This window comes from Pseudoalteromonas sp. SCSIO 43201 (genome assembly GCF_023716725.1).
In the GTDB taxonomy this organism is placed as follows: Bacteria; Pseudomonadota; Gammaproteobacteria; order Enterobacterales; family Alteromonadaceae; genus Pseudoalteromonas; species Pseudoalteromonas peptidolytica.
In genome coordinates, this window is the sequence record NZ_CP072683.1 from 3,140,738 (window position 1) to 3,156,670 (window position 15,933).

General features: G+C 42.7%; 12 protein-coding genes. 7 read left to right on the forward strand and 5 right to left on the reverse strand.

Annotation, left to right across the window (positions count from 1 at the left end):
* Positions 1 to 144: 144 nt before the first annotated feature.
* Positions 145 to 1,119, reverse strand: coding sequence for a hypothetical protein (locus J8Z24_RS13540; RefSeq protein ID WP_252094856.1), 975 nt, complete (start codon positions 1,117 to 1,119; stop codon positions 145 to 147).
* A 420-nt stretch (positions 1,120 to 1,539) separates the two neighbouring features.
* Between J8Z24_RS13540 and J8Z24_RS13545 the strand changes: the two genes are divergently transcribed.
* The 3 genes from J8Z24_RS13545 (at position 1,540) to J8Z24_RS13555 (ending at position 3,901) form a co-directional block, all read left to right on the forward strand.
* On the forward strand, positions 1,540 to 2,130 hold the full coding sequence (locus J8Z24_RS13545; protein WP_125251563.1) for a DUF2726 domain-containing protein: 591 nt from the start codon (positions 1,540 to 1,542) through the stop codon (positions 2,128 to 2,130).
* Positions 2,131 to 2,237: 107 nt separating this feature from the next.
* The gene (mtnN, locus tag J8Z24_RS13550) at positions 2,238 to 2,945 is read left to right on the forward strand and encodes a 5'-methylthioadenosine/S-adenosylhomocysteine nucleosidase (protein WP_125251562.1); all 708 of its coding nucleotides are present in this window, start codon (positions 2,238 to 2,240) and stop codon (positions 2,943 to 2,945) included.
* Positions 2,945 to 3,901, forward strand: a complete 957-nt coding sequence (locus J8Z24_RS13555) for a cobalamin biosynthesis protein CobD/CbiB (protein ID WP_252094857.1) — start codon at positions 2,945 to 2,947, stop codon at positions 3,899 to 3,901. The genes mtnN and J8Z24_RS13555 overlap by 1 nt, the downstream gene beginning before the upstream one ends.
* 69 nt (positions 3,902 to 3,970) lie before the next feature.
* Here J8Z24_RS13555 and tyrS read toward each other — a convergent pair whose 3' ends face one another.
* A complete protein-coding gene (gene tyrS, locus J8Z24_RS13560) occupies positions 3,971 to 5,170 on the reverse strand; it encodes a tyrosine--tRNA ligase (RefSeq protein WP_252094858.1) in 1,200 nt (399 codons plus the stop codon).
* Positions 5,171 to 5,321: 151 nt separating this feature from the next.
* Here tyrS and J8Z24_RS13565 point away from each other — a divergent pair, with 151 nt between their 5' ends.
* Positions 5,322 to 6,662 (forward strand): peptidoglycan DD-metalloendopeptidase family protein, encoded by a 1,341-nt coding sequence (locus J8Z24_RS13565; protein ID WP_147390414.1) that lies wholly within the window; start codon positions 5,322 to 5,324, stop codon positions 6,660 to 6,662.
* A 109-nt stretch (positions 6,663 to 6,771) separates the two neighbouring features.
* Here J8Z24_RS13565 and J8Z24_RS13570 read toward each other — a convergent pair whose 3' ends face one another.
* On the reverse strand, positions 6,772 to 8,085 hold the full coding sequence (locus J8Z24_RS13570; protein ID WP_252094859.1) for a M20 metallopeptidase family protein: 1,314 nt from the start codon (positions 8,083 to 8,085) through the stop codon (positions 6,772 to 6,774).
* A gap of 127 nt (positions 8,086 to 8,212) precedes the next feature.
* Between J8Z24_RS13570 and J8Z24_RS13575 the strand changes: the two genes are divergently transcribed.
* On the forward strand, positions 8,213 to 9,424 hold the full coding sequence (locus J8Z24_RS13575) for a cyclic di-GMP phosphodiesterase (RefSeq protein WP_252094860.1): 1,212 nt from the start codon (positions 8,213 to 8,215) through the stop codon (positions 9,422 to 9,424).
* 2 nt (positions 9,425 to 9,426) lie between these two features.
* On the opposite strand, the gene J8Z24_RS13580 is transcribed toward J8Z24_RS13575, so the two are convergent.
* Complete coding sequence (locus tag J8Z24_RS13580; RefSeq protein ID WP_252094861.1) at positions 9,427 to 10,404, reverse strand: general secretion pathway protein GspB; 978 nt, start codon at positions 10,402 to 10,404, stop codon at positions 9,427 to 9,429.
* Between the two features lie 8 nt (positions 10,405 to 10,412).
* Positions 10,413 to 11,327 carry an ExeA family protein gene (locus tag J8Z24_RS13585; protein ID WP_125253242.1) on the reverse strand — a complete coding sequence of 305 codons (915 nt, stop codon included), beginning with the start codon at positions 11,325 to 11,327 and terminating at the stop codon, positions 10,413 to 10,415.
* A gap of 90 nt (positions 11,328 to 11,417) precedes the next feature.
* Between J8Z24_RS13585 and J8Z24_RS13590 the strand changes: the two genes are divergently transcribed.
* Together J8Z24_RS13590 and J8Z24_RS13595 are read left to right on the forward strand one after the other, a co-directional pair.
* Positions 11,418 to 12,518, forward strand: coding sequence for a tRNA nucleotidyltransferase/poly(A) polymerase-related protein (locus J8Z24_RS13590; RefSeq protein ID WP_252094862.1), 1,101 nt, complete (start codon positions 11,418 to 11,420; stop codon positions 12,516 to 12,518).
* Positions 12,519 to 12,981: 463 nt separating this feature from the next.
* Complete coding sequence (locus tag J8Z24_RS13595) at positions 12,982 to 15,909, forward strand: TonB-dependent receptor domain-containing protein (protein ID WP_176033520.1); 2,928 nt, start codon at positions 12,982 to 12,984, stop codon at positions 15,907 to 15,909.
* The last annotated feature ends 24 nt before the right edge of the window (positions 15,910 to 15,933 follow it).

Below are 15,933 nucleotides of genomic sequence, written 5' to 3' on the forward strand. Positions count from 1 at the left end.
TAACGCTGTTAGCGTCAGATTCGCTCCTTCAAGTTGAGCAAGTATCGAGGCGAGTTGGTATAATGGTGCTAGGCAGCGCAGTTCTAAGACACGGCAGCCTAGCGCTTGTAGCGCTTAGCATTTTCCTGCAATTGCGCTAACAAATTAGCCTTTCTCGCGAAGGTATTGGTTTAACTCAGTTATATCAACGCTATAAATATTCATAAGGCCATTATGGATCCTTCCCTGTCGCTGAAGCAATTCATCATAATTGTTTACAGCTTTCACATCTGGGTTTTTATCACTTGAGAAAAACAAAGTATTACCATCAGCTGATAGAATCGGATCTGAGTCCATACGGCGCGAATTGATTTTATCGCCTAGATTTATCGGTTTTCCCCACTTACCCTCTTTTTGTTTAACCGATACATGTAAATCGTAGTGACCAAAGCCCCCCGGTCTCATTGACGTGAAAAATAGTAGTTTTCCGTCCGTTGAAACCTCAGGGTCAGCATCACTTGCTGTGGAATTGAGCTCTGAAATCTCAATTGGCGCTTGATATCCATCGGGGTGGTACTTAGAAAGGAAAAGGTCTACGCTGCCCGTTGTTCCTTTTATAATAGATGAGAAGTAGATATCTTTATTAGTGTGTACAGTTGGGTAGATCACAGTATGATCTCCGTTAATTTTGCCAGGCACTAACTCGGGTTGGCCAAATTTATCACCATCATAGCTGACTTGCCACATCTGAAAGGTGCCATTTTCCACATTATCTACCGGCCTTCTGGAAGTAAAATAAAATGTGTTACTGTCTTTGGAGAAGTACGGATTAGTATCGTGAAATTCGCCACTAAAAGGAAGTAATGTTGGGGTTTGCCAAGCCCCCCCTTGTTTATGAGAAATGACTAGAGCACTGTGTGAAAATTGGGCTAACGCTCTAACAAACGCAAACTTTTTACCATCTGGAGACAAACTAGAGCCGTACTCAAATTGATTCGTCGATACTATGCTTGGCGCAAATAAACTTGGCTCTAGGTTGTTTAAAATCATAGCTAACTTGTCATCAGCTTGTACTGACCAATGCACAGAAATTGCGGAAATCAATAACCCTATTTTAGCAACTGCTTTACGCTTTATCATATAAATATCCTTTCTTATTATCGTACACTTTATTTACTTTTTGATAATTGTATGTATGTTGAATCGAACTTCTTGAAAAGTAACTTTGTCGCCAAATAATATTCTCAAAACATAACTGAAAAAAACGACAACCCTACATGACTTAGCGATGTACAGAAACTTAATAAAAAACACCTAATTAAGGTACGTTAATTTTTAAAAGTCGGGTTGGTTTTACAGTAATTTATCATGTATTTGAGCGACATAGCGCTAATACAATGTATGTTATGCCACATAAATCAGCAGAAAGACACCATACCGGCTTATCCTCAGTGACTTGCTCACCGCCCAAATATTTATCACCTACGAATTTCGACTCTTTTCTGGCACAGCTATTGCTTATAAAAACACAGATGTCATTTTTTTGATTTGGAGTTTTTTATGGAATTTGCGTTACTTGCTATCTTGGCTCTAGTGGTCGTTGCTTCCATTGTCGCTTCTAAGTACACCGATGTGGGTGGCAATCCTTATCCGTTCAACCGCAAAGAGTCTGTTTTTACTACTGTCGAAGCGTCGTTTCTGCATTTACTAGAACGTGCTGTTGGCGATAAGTATAAAATTGTAAGTCGGATAAAGCTAATTGATGTAATTGAATGTAAACCTGGTATTTCACAAAAAGCACGCCGTGCCGCAGTGACTAAAGCAAAAAACAAGCAGCTTGATTACGTGCTTGTAGATAAAGAAACACTGAAAATTGTTGCCGCTGTTGACTTGGTTAATAACGCCAATAAAAACGGCCACAAAGCGCAAAAGGATTGGTTTGTCAGTGGCGCGTTAGAGTCAGCTGGTATTCCGCACATTCGTATGAAGATCAAAAGCGGCTACCAAAGCGCAGAAGTCAGAGCTGCTATCTTGTTCAAGTTAGGACAAAAAGTGGAAATGCCGAAGAAAACCAGAAACCGCACATACAAACCCGCGGTATTATCTCCTTCACAAGCAAAGGCACAATCCACCCAATTGGCTGAAATTTAGCAAAACGGGCACTAGCCCGTTTTTTGTTTTACCTATCTTCCCCCCTTTCGTATAATAAAAATAACGTTGAAATTGGGGTTTCCCCACTACAAATTAGGAATCTTTTCATGAAAGTAGGCATTATTGGCGCAATGGAGCAAGAAGTTACCATTTTGCGTAACACTATGGAAAACCCGCAAACATTGACCAAAGGTGGCTTTACTTTTTATACCGGTAAACTGGCAGGACACGATGTGACGCTGGTACAGTCAGGTATTGGTAAAGTAGCAGCAACGGTTGCAACAACTCTGCTTATCGATAACTTTACACCAGATTGCGTAATTAATACGGGATCTGCTGGGGGCTTTGAACCCTCACTCAACGTAGGGGATGTCGTCATTTCAAGCGAAGTTCGCCACCATGACGTTGACGTAACGGCATTCGGTTACGAAATAGGCCAAGTACCACAAATGCCTGCTGCTTTCACTTCACATGCTAAGCTAGTTGAAGCTGCGAAGCAGAGCGTTAGTGAACTTGAAGGTATTCAAACTATGGTTGGCCTTATCTGTACTGGTGACTCATTTATGTGCGATCCTGTTCGTATTGATAAAGCTCGTGCAGACTTCCCAACGATGCTTGCTGTAGAAATGGAAGGGGCAGCTATTGCACAGGCTTGCCATTCTTTAGATACACCATTTGTAGTGATCCGCTCGTTATCGGATATAGCCGGCAAAGAATCACCGCAGTCATTCGAAGAATATTTAGAAGTCGCTTCTGTGAACTCTTCAAAAATGGTGATGGCACTACTTACCAAGCTAGATAAGGTTACGCTTTAGTGCTAGAGAACTTGCTTCAGGTCCATGAGGGCCTGATCATTTTTTTAGTTGCTGTTTTTGCCAGCCTCGGGATCAGGCTATCCACTATTTATCATCCAAACCTTATTCTCAGCCTTATTTTTAAGGCGGTTGCCAACAAAGTATACCGCGCTAAAGCACCGCCGAGTTATCAACTGTTGTCCGGTACACTCGGAGCTTTACTCCCTACATTAACTATCACTGTATTGACTTATGCCATCGTGAGTTTTGCTTTTTATCCCAACTGGCTTGGTGGCCTCGTGTTATTTTTATGTTTGGATATTAGCCATGAAAACCGCGCTAAACGTATTGCTGCGCTCATTAAATCAAAACAAAAGGTGACAGCACGAGCGGTGTTACAAGGGATAGTAGCACGGGATGTCGAGAGACTGACGGATCTGGGAATTTGTAAAGCGGCTATCGATAGCACGGCTTTGAATACTCTGCGCCATTTTTTTGTTGTTGCACTGCTTTATCTAATTGCAGGCCCATACGTCACACTTTTTTATAAGCTGCTTTTGCTATGTGATCATGCCTGGCGTCAGATTATGCAGCCGACAAACCGCTTTATGGCAAATCTTAGCCGCGCAATATGGCTGATTGAATTTGTGCCTATCCGATTATTAGTGGTCTGCTTTTCGTTGTTGCGCAGGCCAAAACAAACTTGGCACTATATTAAATACTATGGTCGCCACTTTAATCAAACTAACTCAGGTTGGGCACTGAGCTTTTTTGCGGCAAATTTACAAACTCAGCTTGCGGGGCCACGCTTTTATTTTGGTGCTCGCGTTGAGGTAATGCGTATAGGTGCCAAATCGCAACCGACAGCTGATCATATTCAGCACCTACTCGGACTGCTCAATCAAATGCGCTGGCTATTTATTGCGACGACGACACTGCTATACGTAATGACTAACTTTGCCAGCTTGATGCTGTAGAGCTAAAAACAAATACAAAAAAGGCCAGTAATATACTGACCTTTTCTCTTCGCAAATGGATAAACTATTTTAGTTCACAGTTACTTTAGCAAACTTACGCTTACCAACTTGGTAGATCTCGCAAGAACCTTTAGCAACTTCTAATTTCGTATCCGTTATTTTGTCTTCACCATTTAACTTCACCGCGCCTTGCTTAATCATTCGCATTGCCTCTGAAGTACTTGCGACTAAACCAGCCTCTTTCAATAAGTTAGTGATAAACGTGCTTTCACCTTCAATGGTAATTGTGACCTCTGGGATCTCATCAGGTAAGGCATTTTTTTGGAAACGCTTGATAAAATCTTGATGTGCCGCTTCAGCGTCTGCTTCACTATGGAATCGCGCAATCATTTCTTTTGCAAATTCAATTTTAATGTCACGAGGGTTACGACCACCAGCCACTTCTTCTTTCAGTGCAGTAATTTCATCCAACGTCTTAGCGCTTAGCAACTCATAGTAACGCCACATTAAGTCATCAGAAATCGACATTACTTTACCAAACATATCATTTGGCGCATCCGTAATACCGATGTAATTACCCAATGACTTCGACATTTTCTGAACGCCATCAGTCCCTTCCAATAACGGCATCATGAGTACTGTTTGTGGCTTTTGACCTTCATCTTTTTGTAACTCACGACCCATAAGTAGATTGAAGCGCTGATCGGTGCCGCCAAGCTCAACATCTGCTTCTAACGCAACAGAATCCCAACCTTGTACCAGTGGATACAAAAACTCATGAATTGCGATTGCTTGACCATTTGCATAACGCTTTTTGAAGTCATCACGTTCAAGCATACGAGCGACTGTTTGACGCGCAGCTAGTTTGATCATACCCGCGGTACCCAGCTTCTCCATCCATTCAGAGTTGAATGCTACTGTGGTTTTCGCAGGGTCAAGGATCTTGAATACCTGCTCTTTGTAAGTTTCTGCATTTGCCAATACATCTTCGCGTGTTAGTGGTTTTCGAGTGACATTTTTGCCAGTTGGGTCGCCAATCATCCCCGTAAAATCACCAATCAAGAAAATAACCTCATGACCTAAGTCTTGAAAGGTTTTCATTTTATTAATTAGCACTGTGTGACCCAAGTGCAAATCAGGTGCCGTTGGATCGAAACCTGCTTTGATACGCAGTTTTTTACCTGACTTCAACTTTTCCTTTAATTCATCTTGTAGCAGAATTTCTTCTGCACCACGGCTAATCTCTGCAAATGCAGTTTCTAAATCCACAATTCTCACTCCAACAGCTATAACTTGTAATCGACCGATTCTAGCCTATATTTATCCGAGTTTAAATGCACAAAACGCTGGTATTACGGGTTTATTACGTATATCCTGCAATATTATCAACAATAATTCTTGACAGCAGAAAAGGCGCATTATGGTTCACGTTGTTCATAAGCTCCCCAAAAAGCACAAAGTGCTCATCATCGGCTTCCTATCTGCGATGGTCGGAATTGCCCTGATCCCTTCTGAAAAAGCAACCGCTTCTAAAGATAATGACGAAAAAGCCTTAGAAGTTGGAAAACGTTATGAGTTACCGGTAAAAATATCTGAAAAAACAGAGCAACTTACTGAATTAGATGCAGCACCAGCCGTCGCACCTGAATCTGTATCTCAACAGCCTGAATTTGAATTTAAAGATCACAAAGTAAAGACTGGTGACAGTCTCGCTGTTATTTTTAAACGTGCTGGTTATTCGGCTCAAACGTTACATAATCTGGTCAATACCAACGCCGAAACTCGAAAGCTGACTAAAATACACCCAGGTGAAGTGCTTAGCTTTGCCAGCAATGAAAGTGGTGAATTAGCGCAATTAAAATACATTTTATCTAAAACTGATACCTTGCTGGTTACGCTAAACGGCGAGGGGAGCTACGAAACAAAAATCGAAAGCAAAGAAATTGAAACACGTGAAAAATCAGCGGGTGGTAAAATCAATTCTAGTTTTTGGAGCGCGGGTATCTCAGCGGGGCTTAGCGAACGCCAGATAATGAACTTCGCTGATATTTTTGGTTGGGATGTCGATTTTGCAAACGACATTCGCAAGGGCGATTCTTTCGCTCTGGTATTTGAAAAACACTATGTGGATGGTGAAGAGATAGGTAACGGTAAAATAATTGCCGCGGAGTTTATCAATCAGGGCGAACGCTATAGTGCTGTTCGCCATACTGATGACGAATTCTATACCGCTGAAGGGCGCAGCATGAAAAAAGCCTTCTTAAGAGCGCCTGTAAACTTCAAGTACATTAGCTCGAGCTTCAATCCTCGCCGCCTCCACCCTGTAACAGGCAGAGTATCTTCTCATAATGGCATAGACTACGCTGCACGTGTTGGTACACCGGTTGTCTCAGCGGGTAATGGTAAGGTACTAAAGTCTGGTTATAATAGACTCAATGGTAACTACGTATTCATTCAACACGGTAGTAAATACGTAACAAAATACCTCCACCTGAATAAGCGCGCAGTAAAAACAGGCCAGAAAGTAAAGCAAGGCCAAAAAATTGGTACTGTAGGCGCAACAGGACGAGTCACCGGACCACATTTGCATTATGAATTCTTGGTAAATGGTGTTCACCGTAATCCTAGGACTGTGAAATTACCAAAATCAGAGCCTCTCCCGCAAGTTGAGCTAGCTAAATTCAAGCCTGTAGCTGAAATGATGTTAGCCAAGCTTGAACGTAATCGAGAGCTAATGCTTGCAGCGACAAGCAACGACTAACTACAGCTTGTTCTCTAGCAGCTGTTATCCCTTGCTGCAGTGTTTAAGTTGTTTGCAATAGACCAAAAAAGGTAGCTAAGGCTACCTTTTTAGTATGCAGGAAGTAGTTTTATTTTTGCGAAAACAAAGCCAGTGCACTATTGGTCATTGCCCGAACGCCTGTGGCAATGGCGATAGGATAGTCTGGAGCAAATTTACTAGAGTGCAAAGAAGGTAAAGGCTCACCACTTTTTTGCGCAGCATCGAATACCGCTTGATTCACACCGCCTAGCCAAAAAATGGTGATGGGTATATTCTCATCTGTACGGCCAAACAATCCAAAGTCCTCGCCTGCCATTACCGGCTGAGATAAATCGACATTTTCTGCACCAATTTCCTGCTTAATCGCCGCCGTCACAAATTTCGCTAACTCCGGGTTATTATACGTAGACGGAATACTTTCGCTGTCATGTACAATCACTTCAGGTAACAATTCGTCAGTTAAACCAGCGCTGTGAGCCACACCAGCCGTAAGACGTTTTATTGCAGCTATTTGCTGGTTACGAACATCTGGATTATAAGAGCGTAATGTAAGCTGTAACTTAACTTCATTTGAAATGATATTATGTTTGGCACCACCGTGAATAGAGCCTACTGTGATCACAGAAGGCTCTAGAGGAGATACTTCCCGAGAGGTAATGGTTTGCAAACCCAGTACAATGCGAGAAGCTAACACAATAGGATCCACTGTTGTATGCGGATAGGCACCATGCCCTCCTTTTCCTTTAACAATAATGTCAACCGAGTCCACATTTGCTAATGCGTATCCTGGTGCAATGGCCACTTTGCCCGCGGCAAGACTGGCACTCACATGCAATGCTAAGACATGATCTGGAGTGGCAAAATCATCATATAAGCCTGCTTTTAACATGGCTTTTGCTCCGCCTCCGACCTCTTCTGCGGGCTGAGCGACTAACATCAGCGTCCCTTGCCACTTATCTCTATTGAGCATGAGCTGCTGCGCTGTGCCTATCAAGCTTGTCATATGAATATCATGGCCACAGCCATGCATCACCCCAACCGTTTGACCAGCCTCATCTTTTACTTTTATTTTTGATGCGTATGCTTTTCCAGTCTCTTCAACTATTGGCAAAGCATCGGTGTCAGCTCGTATCATTACCGTTGGCCCTTCACCGTTACTCAATAAACCAACAACCCCAAAACCACCGATATTTTCTGTCACATCAAAGCCTAAGGCACGCATCTCTTTAGCAAGGCGGTACGCTGTTTTTTCTTCTTTGTAAGACAGCTCTGGGTGTTGATGCAAATGCAAATATAAGGATTCAAGTGTCGGCATTGCCTCAGCAACTTGCTGCTTTAAGCTAGCATCAGCATGCCAAGACAACGTCGTCATAAGACTCAAAGCCAGAGTGGATAAGCGCATAAAGTAAGCTCCATATTGTTTTTTTAAGGATGCGATTTTGCTGGGCGAAAATCAATCACATTTATCTTTTTCTCTTCCTATTTGGATAAGTTTTGCTACCTTTAAAGAGTAGACCATAGGAATCACCATGCCAGAGATAAATATTAATATCAATGAGTTAGAGCCAGGCATGTTTGTTGTCGACGTGACTAAACAGACAGGCTCTGTGGCAATCAAAACAAAAGGTTGGGTGAAAACCCAAACCAGCATTGATAAACTGCAAAGAAGTGGCGTTTTGGAAGTGTCTGTTGATCCCAGTAAACGACTAAGTGACCATGCGCCTCATGACGAACCTGCACAAGATAACCGTATTATCGCTCCTCAAGTATGTTCACATGATCCTTGGCATACAAAATGTAGCGTTGAAGCTGAAATGAAACAAGCTGTGAAATTGTATGACGAAGCCAAAGCGATACAAAGCAAAGCATTTGAAGATATCAGAGCAGGAAGGGCGATTGAAGTAGACGCCTTTAAAGCGACCGCCAATCACTTTATCGATTCAGTGTTCCGTAATCAGGATGCCTTAGCGTGTATTGCTCGGATCAGGGAAAAAGATGCGTATCTGTTAGAACACTCTATAAACGTTTCTATTTTGATGGCTATATTTTGTAAGCATTTGGGATACTCTCGTTCACAAACCGAAGAAATGACAACTGGTGCCCTTTTGCATGATATTGGCAAAATTGAAGTGCCAGATGAAATATTAAACAAGCCAGATAAGCTGAGTTTGGATGAATATCACATCATGAAATCTCACGCAAAGTACAGCTTTGACATCCTACTTAACGCAGGGCTTGGCAAAATCGCCTGCGAAATTGCAGGGTATCACCATGAACGCTTGGACGGCTCGGGATACCCATACGGTAAAGCCGCTGATGAATTGCCTCAACATGTTAGAATGGCAGCCATCATAGATGTGTATGATGCCTTGACTGCTGAACGAGTTTATAAGGAAGGGATGACCCCTATCCGCGCTTTTAAATTGATGCGAGAAGGATGCCCGCACCACTTTGACGAGGTTTTACTCAACCGTTTCATAGGTTGTGTTGGTGTGTACCCTGTTGGTACTTTAGTTAAGCTAACCAGTGGTAAAGTTGGGGTTATTGCTCAAAGTAACCCTAATGCTCCTTTAAAGCCTACTGTTAAGGTGTTCTATCATGCTAAGTACATGCATTACATCGAAGTACAGGATATCGACTTAAATGCCAAAAAAGTCAGTGATGAGTTAGAGTCGGCCGTCAAACCAGAAGAATTTAAACTTGATCTCATCAGGTTTTTTCGGCACTCAATGCTGCCTTAACACTAAGGCAGCCAATCTTCCATCGCCTCCAAGCTAAACTCGATACCATCGAAATCAAAGCGAGTTTGCTCTGGGGTTATTTCCAAAACGGTCAACGCCCCCAAACTATCTCCCTCATAAAGCGGCCTGTTATTTATTTTAATCCACCTTTCTTGTACGTCAGTCGCATAAATATGCGCTTGATAACGAAGGCTTGGAATACTATTTTGCAATTGTGTGGGCAATAAGCTTATGGGGGTCACTGATGCAGATTCTTTGGTTGTCGACAGCACAGCAGCTTCATCCCGAAGCTCAGTCTCTTTGACAGCCTGTGCGAACGCTTTTTTAAGCTCTTCAGACACACCTGCTAAGTCAGCGCTTTGCGCCTTGGGCTCTGAGCCGAATACTCGATAACCTGCATATTCGCCTTCAGTTTGTATCTCACCAGGGGCGTCGTCTTGCCTGACAGTTTCAAGAGCTTTGGGTTGAACTATTTGCGGTGCAGCCGTTAGCGCATCTACAGGGACTAGTTGCTGCTGATATACCGGTTGGCCTTGATTATCGACGCCAATTTGCACTGACACCCACTGAAAATGCTTATCAGAAGTTATGCTTGGAGAAACTTGAGTAGGGGCTGGCGCGACCTCAGCCGAGGCTGCGTCTGCGACCACGTCTAAAGCAACCTCAGTACGATTAACTTGTATCGTATCACTGTCTTGTGCTTGCTCTGCTAACACTGGTTTATCTGACAACGTAGCCATATTGTTGGTTTGTGGCTGAGCGTTGCTAGAAGCAATATTCTCTGGCATGTTTGCACTATTGGTTGTCTGACCAACAAAGTAGCCCGCACCAAGTGACGCTAATGATAAAAGACTAAACCCAGCGTATGTGACAAGGCGCTTATACAACATCAGCTGCGCTCCTTGTTTTTGGTTTAAATAATCTTGCTCGACATCGCTGCCTTGTTGCGATTGCTTCATTGCGCTCGTTAAATAAGACATACTTCCCTCTATACCAATTTTGCCAAACCAAAACCTGCAACAAACAACATACCTAACCATGCTGTAAACAATAACGGGGCTCGGTTGGTTACTTTATCCGTTGATGGCACTAGGTTAGTTGGCAATGCTTCTTTTGCGGCTTGAATTGTAATTGCTTTGGTGACTTGAGTTTGTGAAGCGGAGTAAGCACCTAACAGGCACCTATCAGCTAATAAATTAATCAGCCTTGGGATCCCCGCTGTTACTTGGTGCATATAGGCAACCGCATCGTGGTGAAATAACGCCTGTTGACATCCTGCTTTTTGCAAGCGGTGCTGAATATAAGCAAACACTTGAGACTCGGTTAATGGCAGTAGATGATAACGAGCCGTGATCCGCTGTGCCAACTGCCTTAATTCATTACGTTGTAGTAACTGCTGCAATTCAGGCTGACCAACAAGTACAATCTGTAATAGCTTTTTGTGGTCAGTTTCTAGATTTGTTAATAACCTAAGCTGCTCGAGTACTTCTGGTGCAAGGTGCTGAGCTTCGTCGATAATCAGCATAGTATGACCACCGCTTTGATGGTTTTGTAGCAATCTGTGCTTGATGACATCTGTCAGTGACTTTAAGGTCGCATTATTTGCTTCATACTCAATATCAAGTTCATCACAAATAGTAGCCAGCAGTTCAAGTTCTGATAATGAAGGGTTCAAAATGAAAGCCACTTGCGTAGACTCAGGTAGCTGGGCAAGCATACTGCGGGTAACGGTCGTTTTGCCTGTTCCTACCTCTCCAGTTAACAGTACAAATCCACCGGCATCACCCAACCCATAAGTTAAATGGGCAAGTGCTTCCTTGTGACGTTCGCTCAAAAATAAAAATTCAGGATTTGGTGCGATCGAGAAGGGTTTTTCTGTTAACCCAAAATAGCGTAAATACACGACTTGTCTCTTTATTGTTATGATGGTGTCTATAATGGCAAAATCCGATTCAAGATAAAACCTCGAATCACAGAAAATGGTGTATAACAAATGAAAACCTACCTTGTTGGTGGTGCGGTCAGAGATGAGTTGCTTGGTCGACCAATAAAAGAAAGAGATTACGTTGTTGTTGGTAGCACTATCGCTGAAATGAATAAGCTGGGATACCAACAAGTTGGGAGTGACTTTCCCGTATTCTTACACCCTGTCTCAAAAGATGAACATGCACTCGCACGAACCGAGCGAAAAAGTGGACAAGGTTACACTGGATTTATATGTGACTTTGGCCCGCAAACTACCTTGGAAGAAGACTTGCTCCGTCGTGACCTTACGGTCAATGCTATCGCAAAAGATACAGATGGTACGCTTATCGACCCATTTGGCGGCCAGCAAGATATCACAAACAGAGTTTTGCGCCATGTTAGTGCGGCATTTAGCGAAGATCCTTTACGAGTGCTACGTGTTGCTCGGTTTGCAGCTAGATATCAAGATTATGGCTTCACCATTGCTGATGAGACGTGGCAACTTATGAAGCGTATGGTAATAGAAGGCGAGTTACAGACCTTAACCAAAGAGCGGATTTGGCTAGAAATAGAAAAAACGTTAGATGACCGTGGGTTTGGCCACTTTTTATCCACCATTGCAACATTGGGGGCGTTAGCTAATGTTGCGCCTTATATACCAAAATGGAACAACTCGATACACGAGCAATATCAGGCAGCGCTTACACAATTCAAGGGTGACAAAACACAAGATCAGTTGGCGCAATTTTGTCTTGCTCTGCACTTTTCAGGAACTAGCATTGCGCAATTAGCCGATGCAAAGTCGCTCAAAGTACCCAATAACTATATTGAAAGCACCAAAGAGCTACTCCTAAATCTCCCCAAAATCGAGAAAAAAAATAAAAAACCTGATGACTGGCTAGAAATTTTACAAAATTTAGATGCTTGGCGTAGACCGGAGAAACTAACACGCTTTTGTTATATTTGTAGCAAGGTAAGTGATAATTTACAGGCGCTTTGTGACAAACTTAGATTGAATTTTTTAGCAACTAGCAACATAGATGTGCAACAGATCATCCACGAAGGGTATCAGGGTAAAGAGATTCAAGCGCAGCTTAAACAGCGCCGTTTAAAAGCTATACAAAATTAGTATGTACACATCAAGAGATAGGCTAAGTTTTAGCCTATCTGAAAAAGTTCCGTCAAAAATGCCCTCCCAAAAACTGTTTGGCTATTTTTAAAACAGCACGAATTACACTTGAGTTACAAATCAGACTACAAAACCGAGTAAATTCCCCCCAAAAACTTGTACCTTTTTCATCAAATTTAAATAAATTGTTTTCAAAATAATAATGACATTTGTAAGCACACACTTACCGTAAAAAAAGCATTACACATAGAAAACCTGTAACATAATGATTAATATAACAAAAACCAAAATAGGAACACTAAAATCACAGATTAAACCTTTTATAAACACCTGACACATACACACAAACCCCATGTTTAACAAATATTTATGGTAAAAACGCAGCACCTATATTGTGACATTGCCTCTTTGCAAATGAGAAAGAGTGCAGCGTTCGCTATAAACAAAGTAAATAAGGGTCAAAATGTTGAAGAAGTTAAATCTAGTTACTGCTAGCATCCAAACGGCACTGGTTGCCGGTGCACTAAGCAGTTCAGTAGCTGTTGCTAACGAGCAAACAGAAGCTAAATCTGTTGAGCGTATTCAAGTTACAGGTTCTCGTATTAAGCGTGTAAACCTGACTTCCCCAACTCCAGTTACTGTGATCGGTGGCGTAGAGCTTGAAAACCAAGGTATTACTAACGTAAACGATCTGCTAGCTGAGATGCCTCAAGCAACTGTTGGCTTGTCACCAGAAAATACAACCAGCTATATCTACGCATCAGGCTTAAACACGACTGACTTACGTGGTTTAGGTTCAGAGCGTACCCTAGTGCTTGTTAACGGTCGCCGTTTTGTACCGGGTTCTGTTGGTGATACTGCGGTAGATTTAAACAACATCCCTACTTCAATCATCGAGCGTGTTGAAATTGCAACGGGTGGCGCAGCTGCAGTATACGGTGCAGATGCCGTTGCCGGTGTAGTAAACATTATTACTAAAAAATCATTTGATGGCCTGGAGATCGATGTATCAACAGTTAAGCCAGAACAAAGCGGTGGTGAAGAGTACTTTTTCTCAATTACTGGTGGTCAAGAGCTAGACAAACTATCGTTCATTACCTCATTAAACTATACCAAGAATGAAAGTTACGCGAAAATGGACCGTGACTTCTTCAAACGCGGCATGAGATCTATCTCTAACCCAGCAAATACTGGCGGTCGTGATGGCGTTCCTGCGGATATTCAGTTTAACCACCCAACCGCGTTAGGTTACTACTCAGAGCGTGGTGACTTCTTTGCATGGACCGGTACAAAGACGCGTGAAGCGTTTGAAAACAATCACTACACCTTCGATGCTGATGGCACAATGCGTCCATTCGATTACGGTCTAGGTTTGATTGATGATCCTAACCCTCTTATCTCTGAGCGCGCTGCAGGCCGTTATACGTTTGACGAAGCTAACCCAGGTGATGCTGTATTCAGACACGGTTATAAAGACTACTTCCGCACACCACTTGAGCGTGTAATTGGTACTCTATACGGTACTTACGAACTAAACGATGAACATGCGCTTACGTTTGATGCAACTTACTCAAAAACCGAAGCAACGACAGAAAGTAGCCCTGCATTCTTCTCACACACTATTCGTCGTGACAGTGCATTTGTAAATGATGCTATGGGTAAGGTAATGGATGATGCTGGCCTTGATTCAGTCACACTTTACCAAGCCAACGAGCACTTGTGGGGTGATCGTGAATATAACCAAGAGCGTGAAGTATTCCGTTCGTCTATCGGTGCCGAAGGTATTATTAATGACGATTGGGGCTATAGCACGTACTTCCAGTTTGGTCGTATTGAGCAAGATACTTTATGGACTGGTGAAGTTTACAAAAATAACCTTGCTTACGCGATTGACTCTGTAGTAGATAGCTCAGGCCAAGTTGTATGTGCACTTCGCGATGCTGATGGCAACGTAACAGGCGCACGTGAAGGCTGTGTACCATTCAACCCAATGGGCGCAACAGGTACCACTCAGGCACAACTTGATTACATTTCAACAACAGCCACACGTTTTGCAAGACATGACCAAGCAGTATTTGGCGCAACGGTTGATGGTGTATTATTCGAGCTTCCAGCAGGTTACGTAAGCGCGGCATTCACAGCAGAACACCGTCGTGAAGTTGCAAAGATCCGTCCATCTGAAAACATGGAAAAGGGCTTAATCAAAGGTAACTCTAGCCTACCAATGGATGGCGAAATTGAAGTGAAAGAATTCTCTGCAGAGATCTCCGTACCACTTCTTATGGATGAATTCCTTGCAACTGACCTAACTCTTGAAGGTGCATACCGTTACATGGATTACTCTGTAACAGGTGGCGATGATGCTTGGAAACTAGCATTAAACTGGGGTGTAACAGACGAACTTCGTATTCGCCTTAACCGTTCTAAATCAGTGCGTGCACCAAACTTAGGTGACCTATACACGCCAAACTCTAAAACATTTAGTTCAGGCCGTGCGGACGTCTGTCGCGCAGACTCAATTGCTGAACTTAGCAGCGATTACAAGTACAGAGATAACATCATCAATAACTGTCAAGCGGCTGGCCTAGCAGCAGGCTGGATGCCTTCAGATGAATGGTTATCTGGCGGCAGCCTACCTGGCTACATACAGGGTAATACTGACCTTGACAATGAAGTATCAAATGACTACACAGTTGGTGTAATTTACACACCAGAGTTCGTTGATGGTTTAGATCTCACGGTTGATTACTGGTCATTTGAAATTGACGGTGCAATTGAATACTTTGGGCGTAACAGCGTTAAGCTATGTTACGAAGCATCTTCTTTAGACAATCCTTTCTGTGGTAACTTTGTGCGTAACAAAGAGACAGGTGAAATCGAAAACTACTATGCGCGTCCAATTAACGCCGCTCAGATCACGAAAAAAGGCATGGACTTTGAATCTGCATACAAGTTTGATGCGCTCAACGGTGAATTCGCCCTTAAGTTAACTGCAACTTACTTAATTGAAGATAACCAGAACTCAACTGGCCGTGCAGAAGACTTCCGCAATTATATGGGTGAAACTGATGATGCACCACGTTGGAAAGGTCGTTTTAGCGCACTATACAGCCATGATGATTCAGCGTATGTAGTTACGGTTAACTACCGTCACAGCACAGTTGATGACAACGAGTGGACGCCAGAAGATAACAACTTCAATGACGTTTCATCATATACAACGGTAGACTTTATGTATAAAACTTACCTACTTGAAGCGCTACAACTACGTGTTGGTGTAAATAACGTATTCGATAGAGAGCCACCACGTACTCCTGAAACGTACGATAACGGTGAATTCTTTGATGTGAAAGGCCGTCGTCTATCACTGGGTATGAAATATAACTTCTAATCAGTCGTTATTTATACTGTAAAA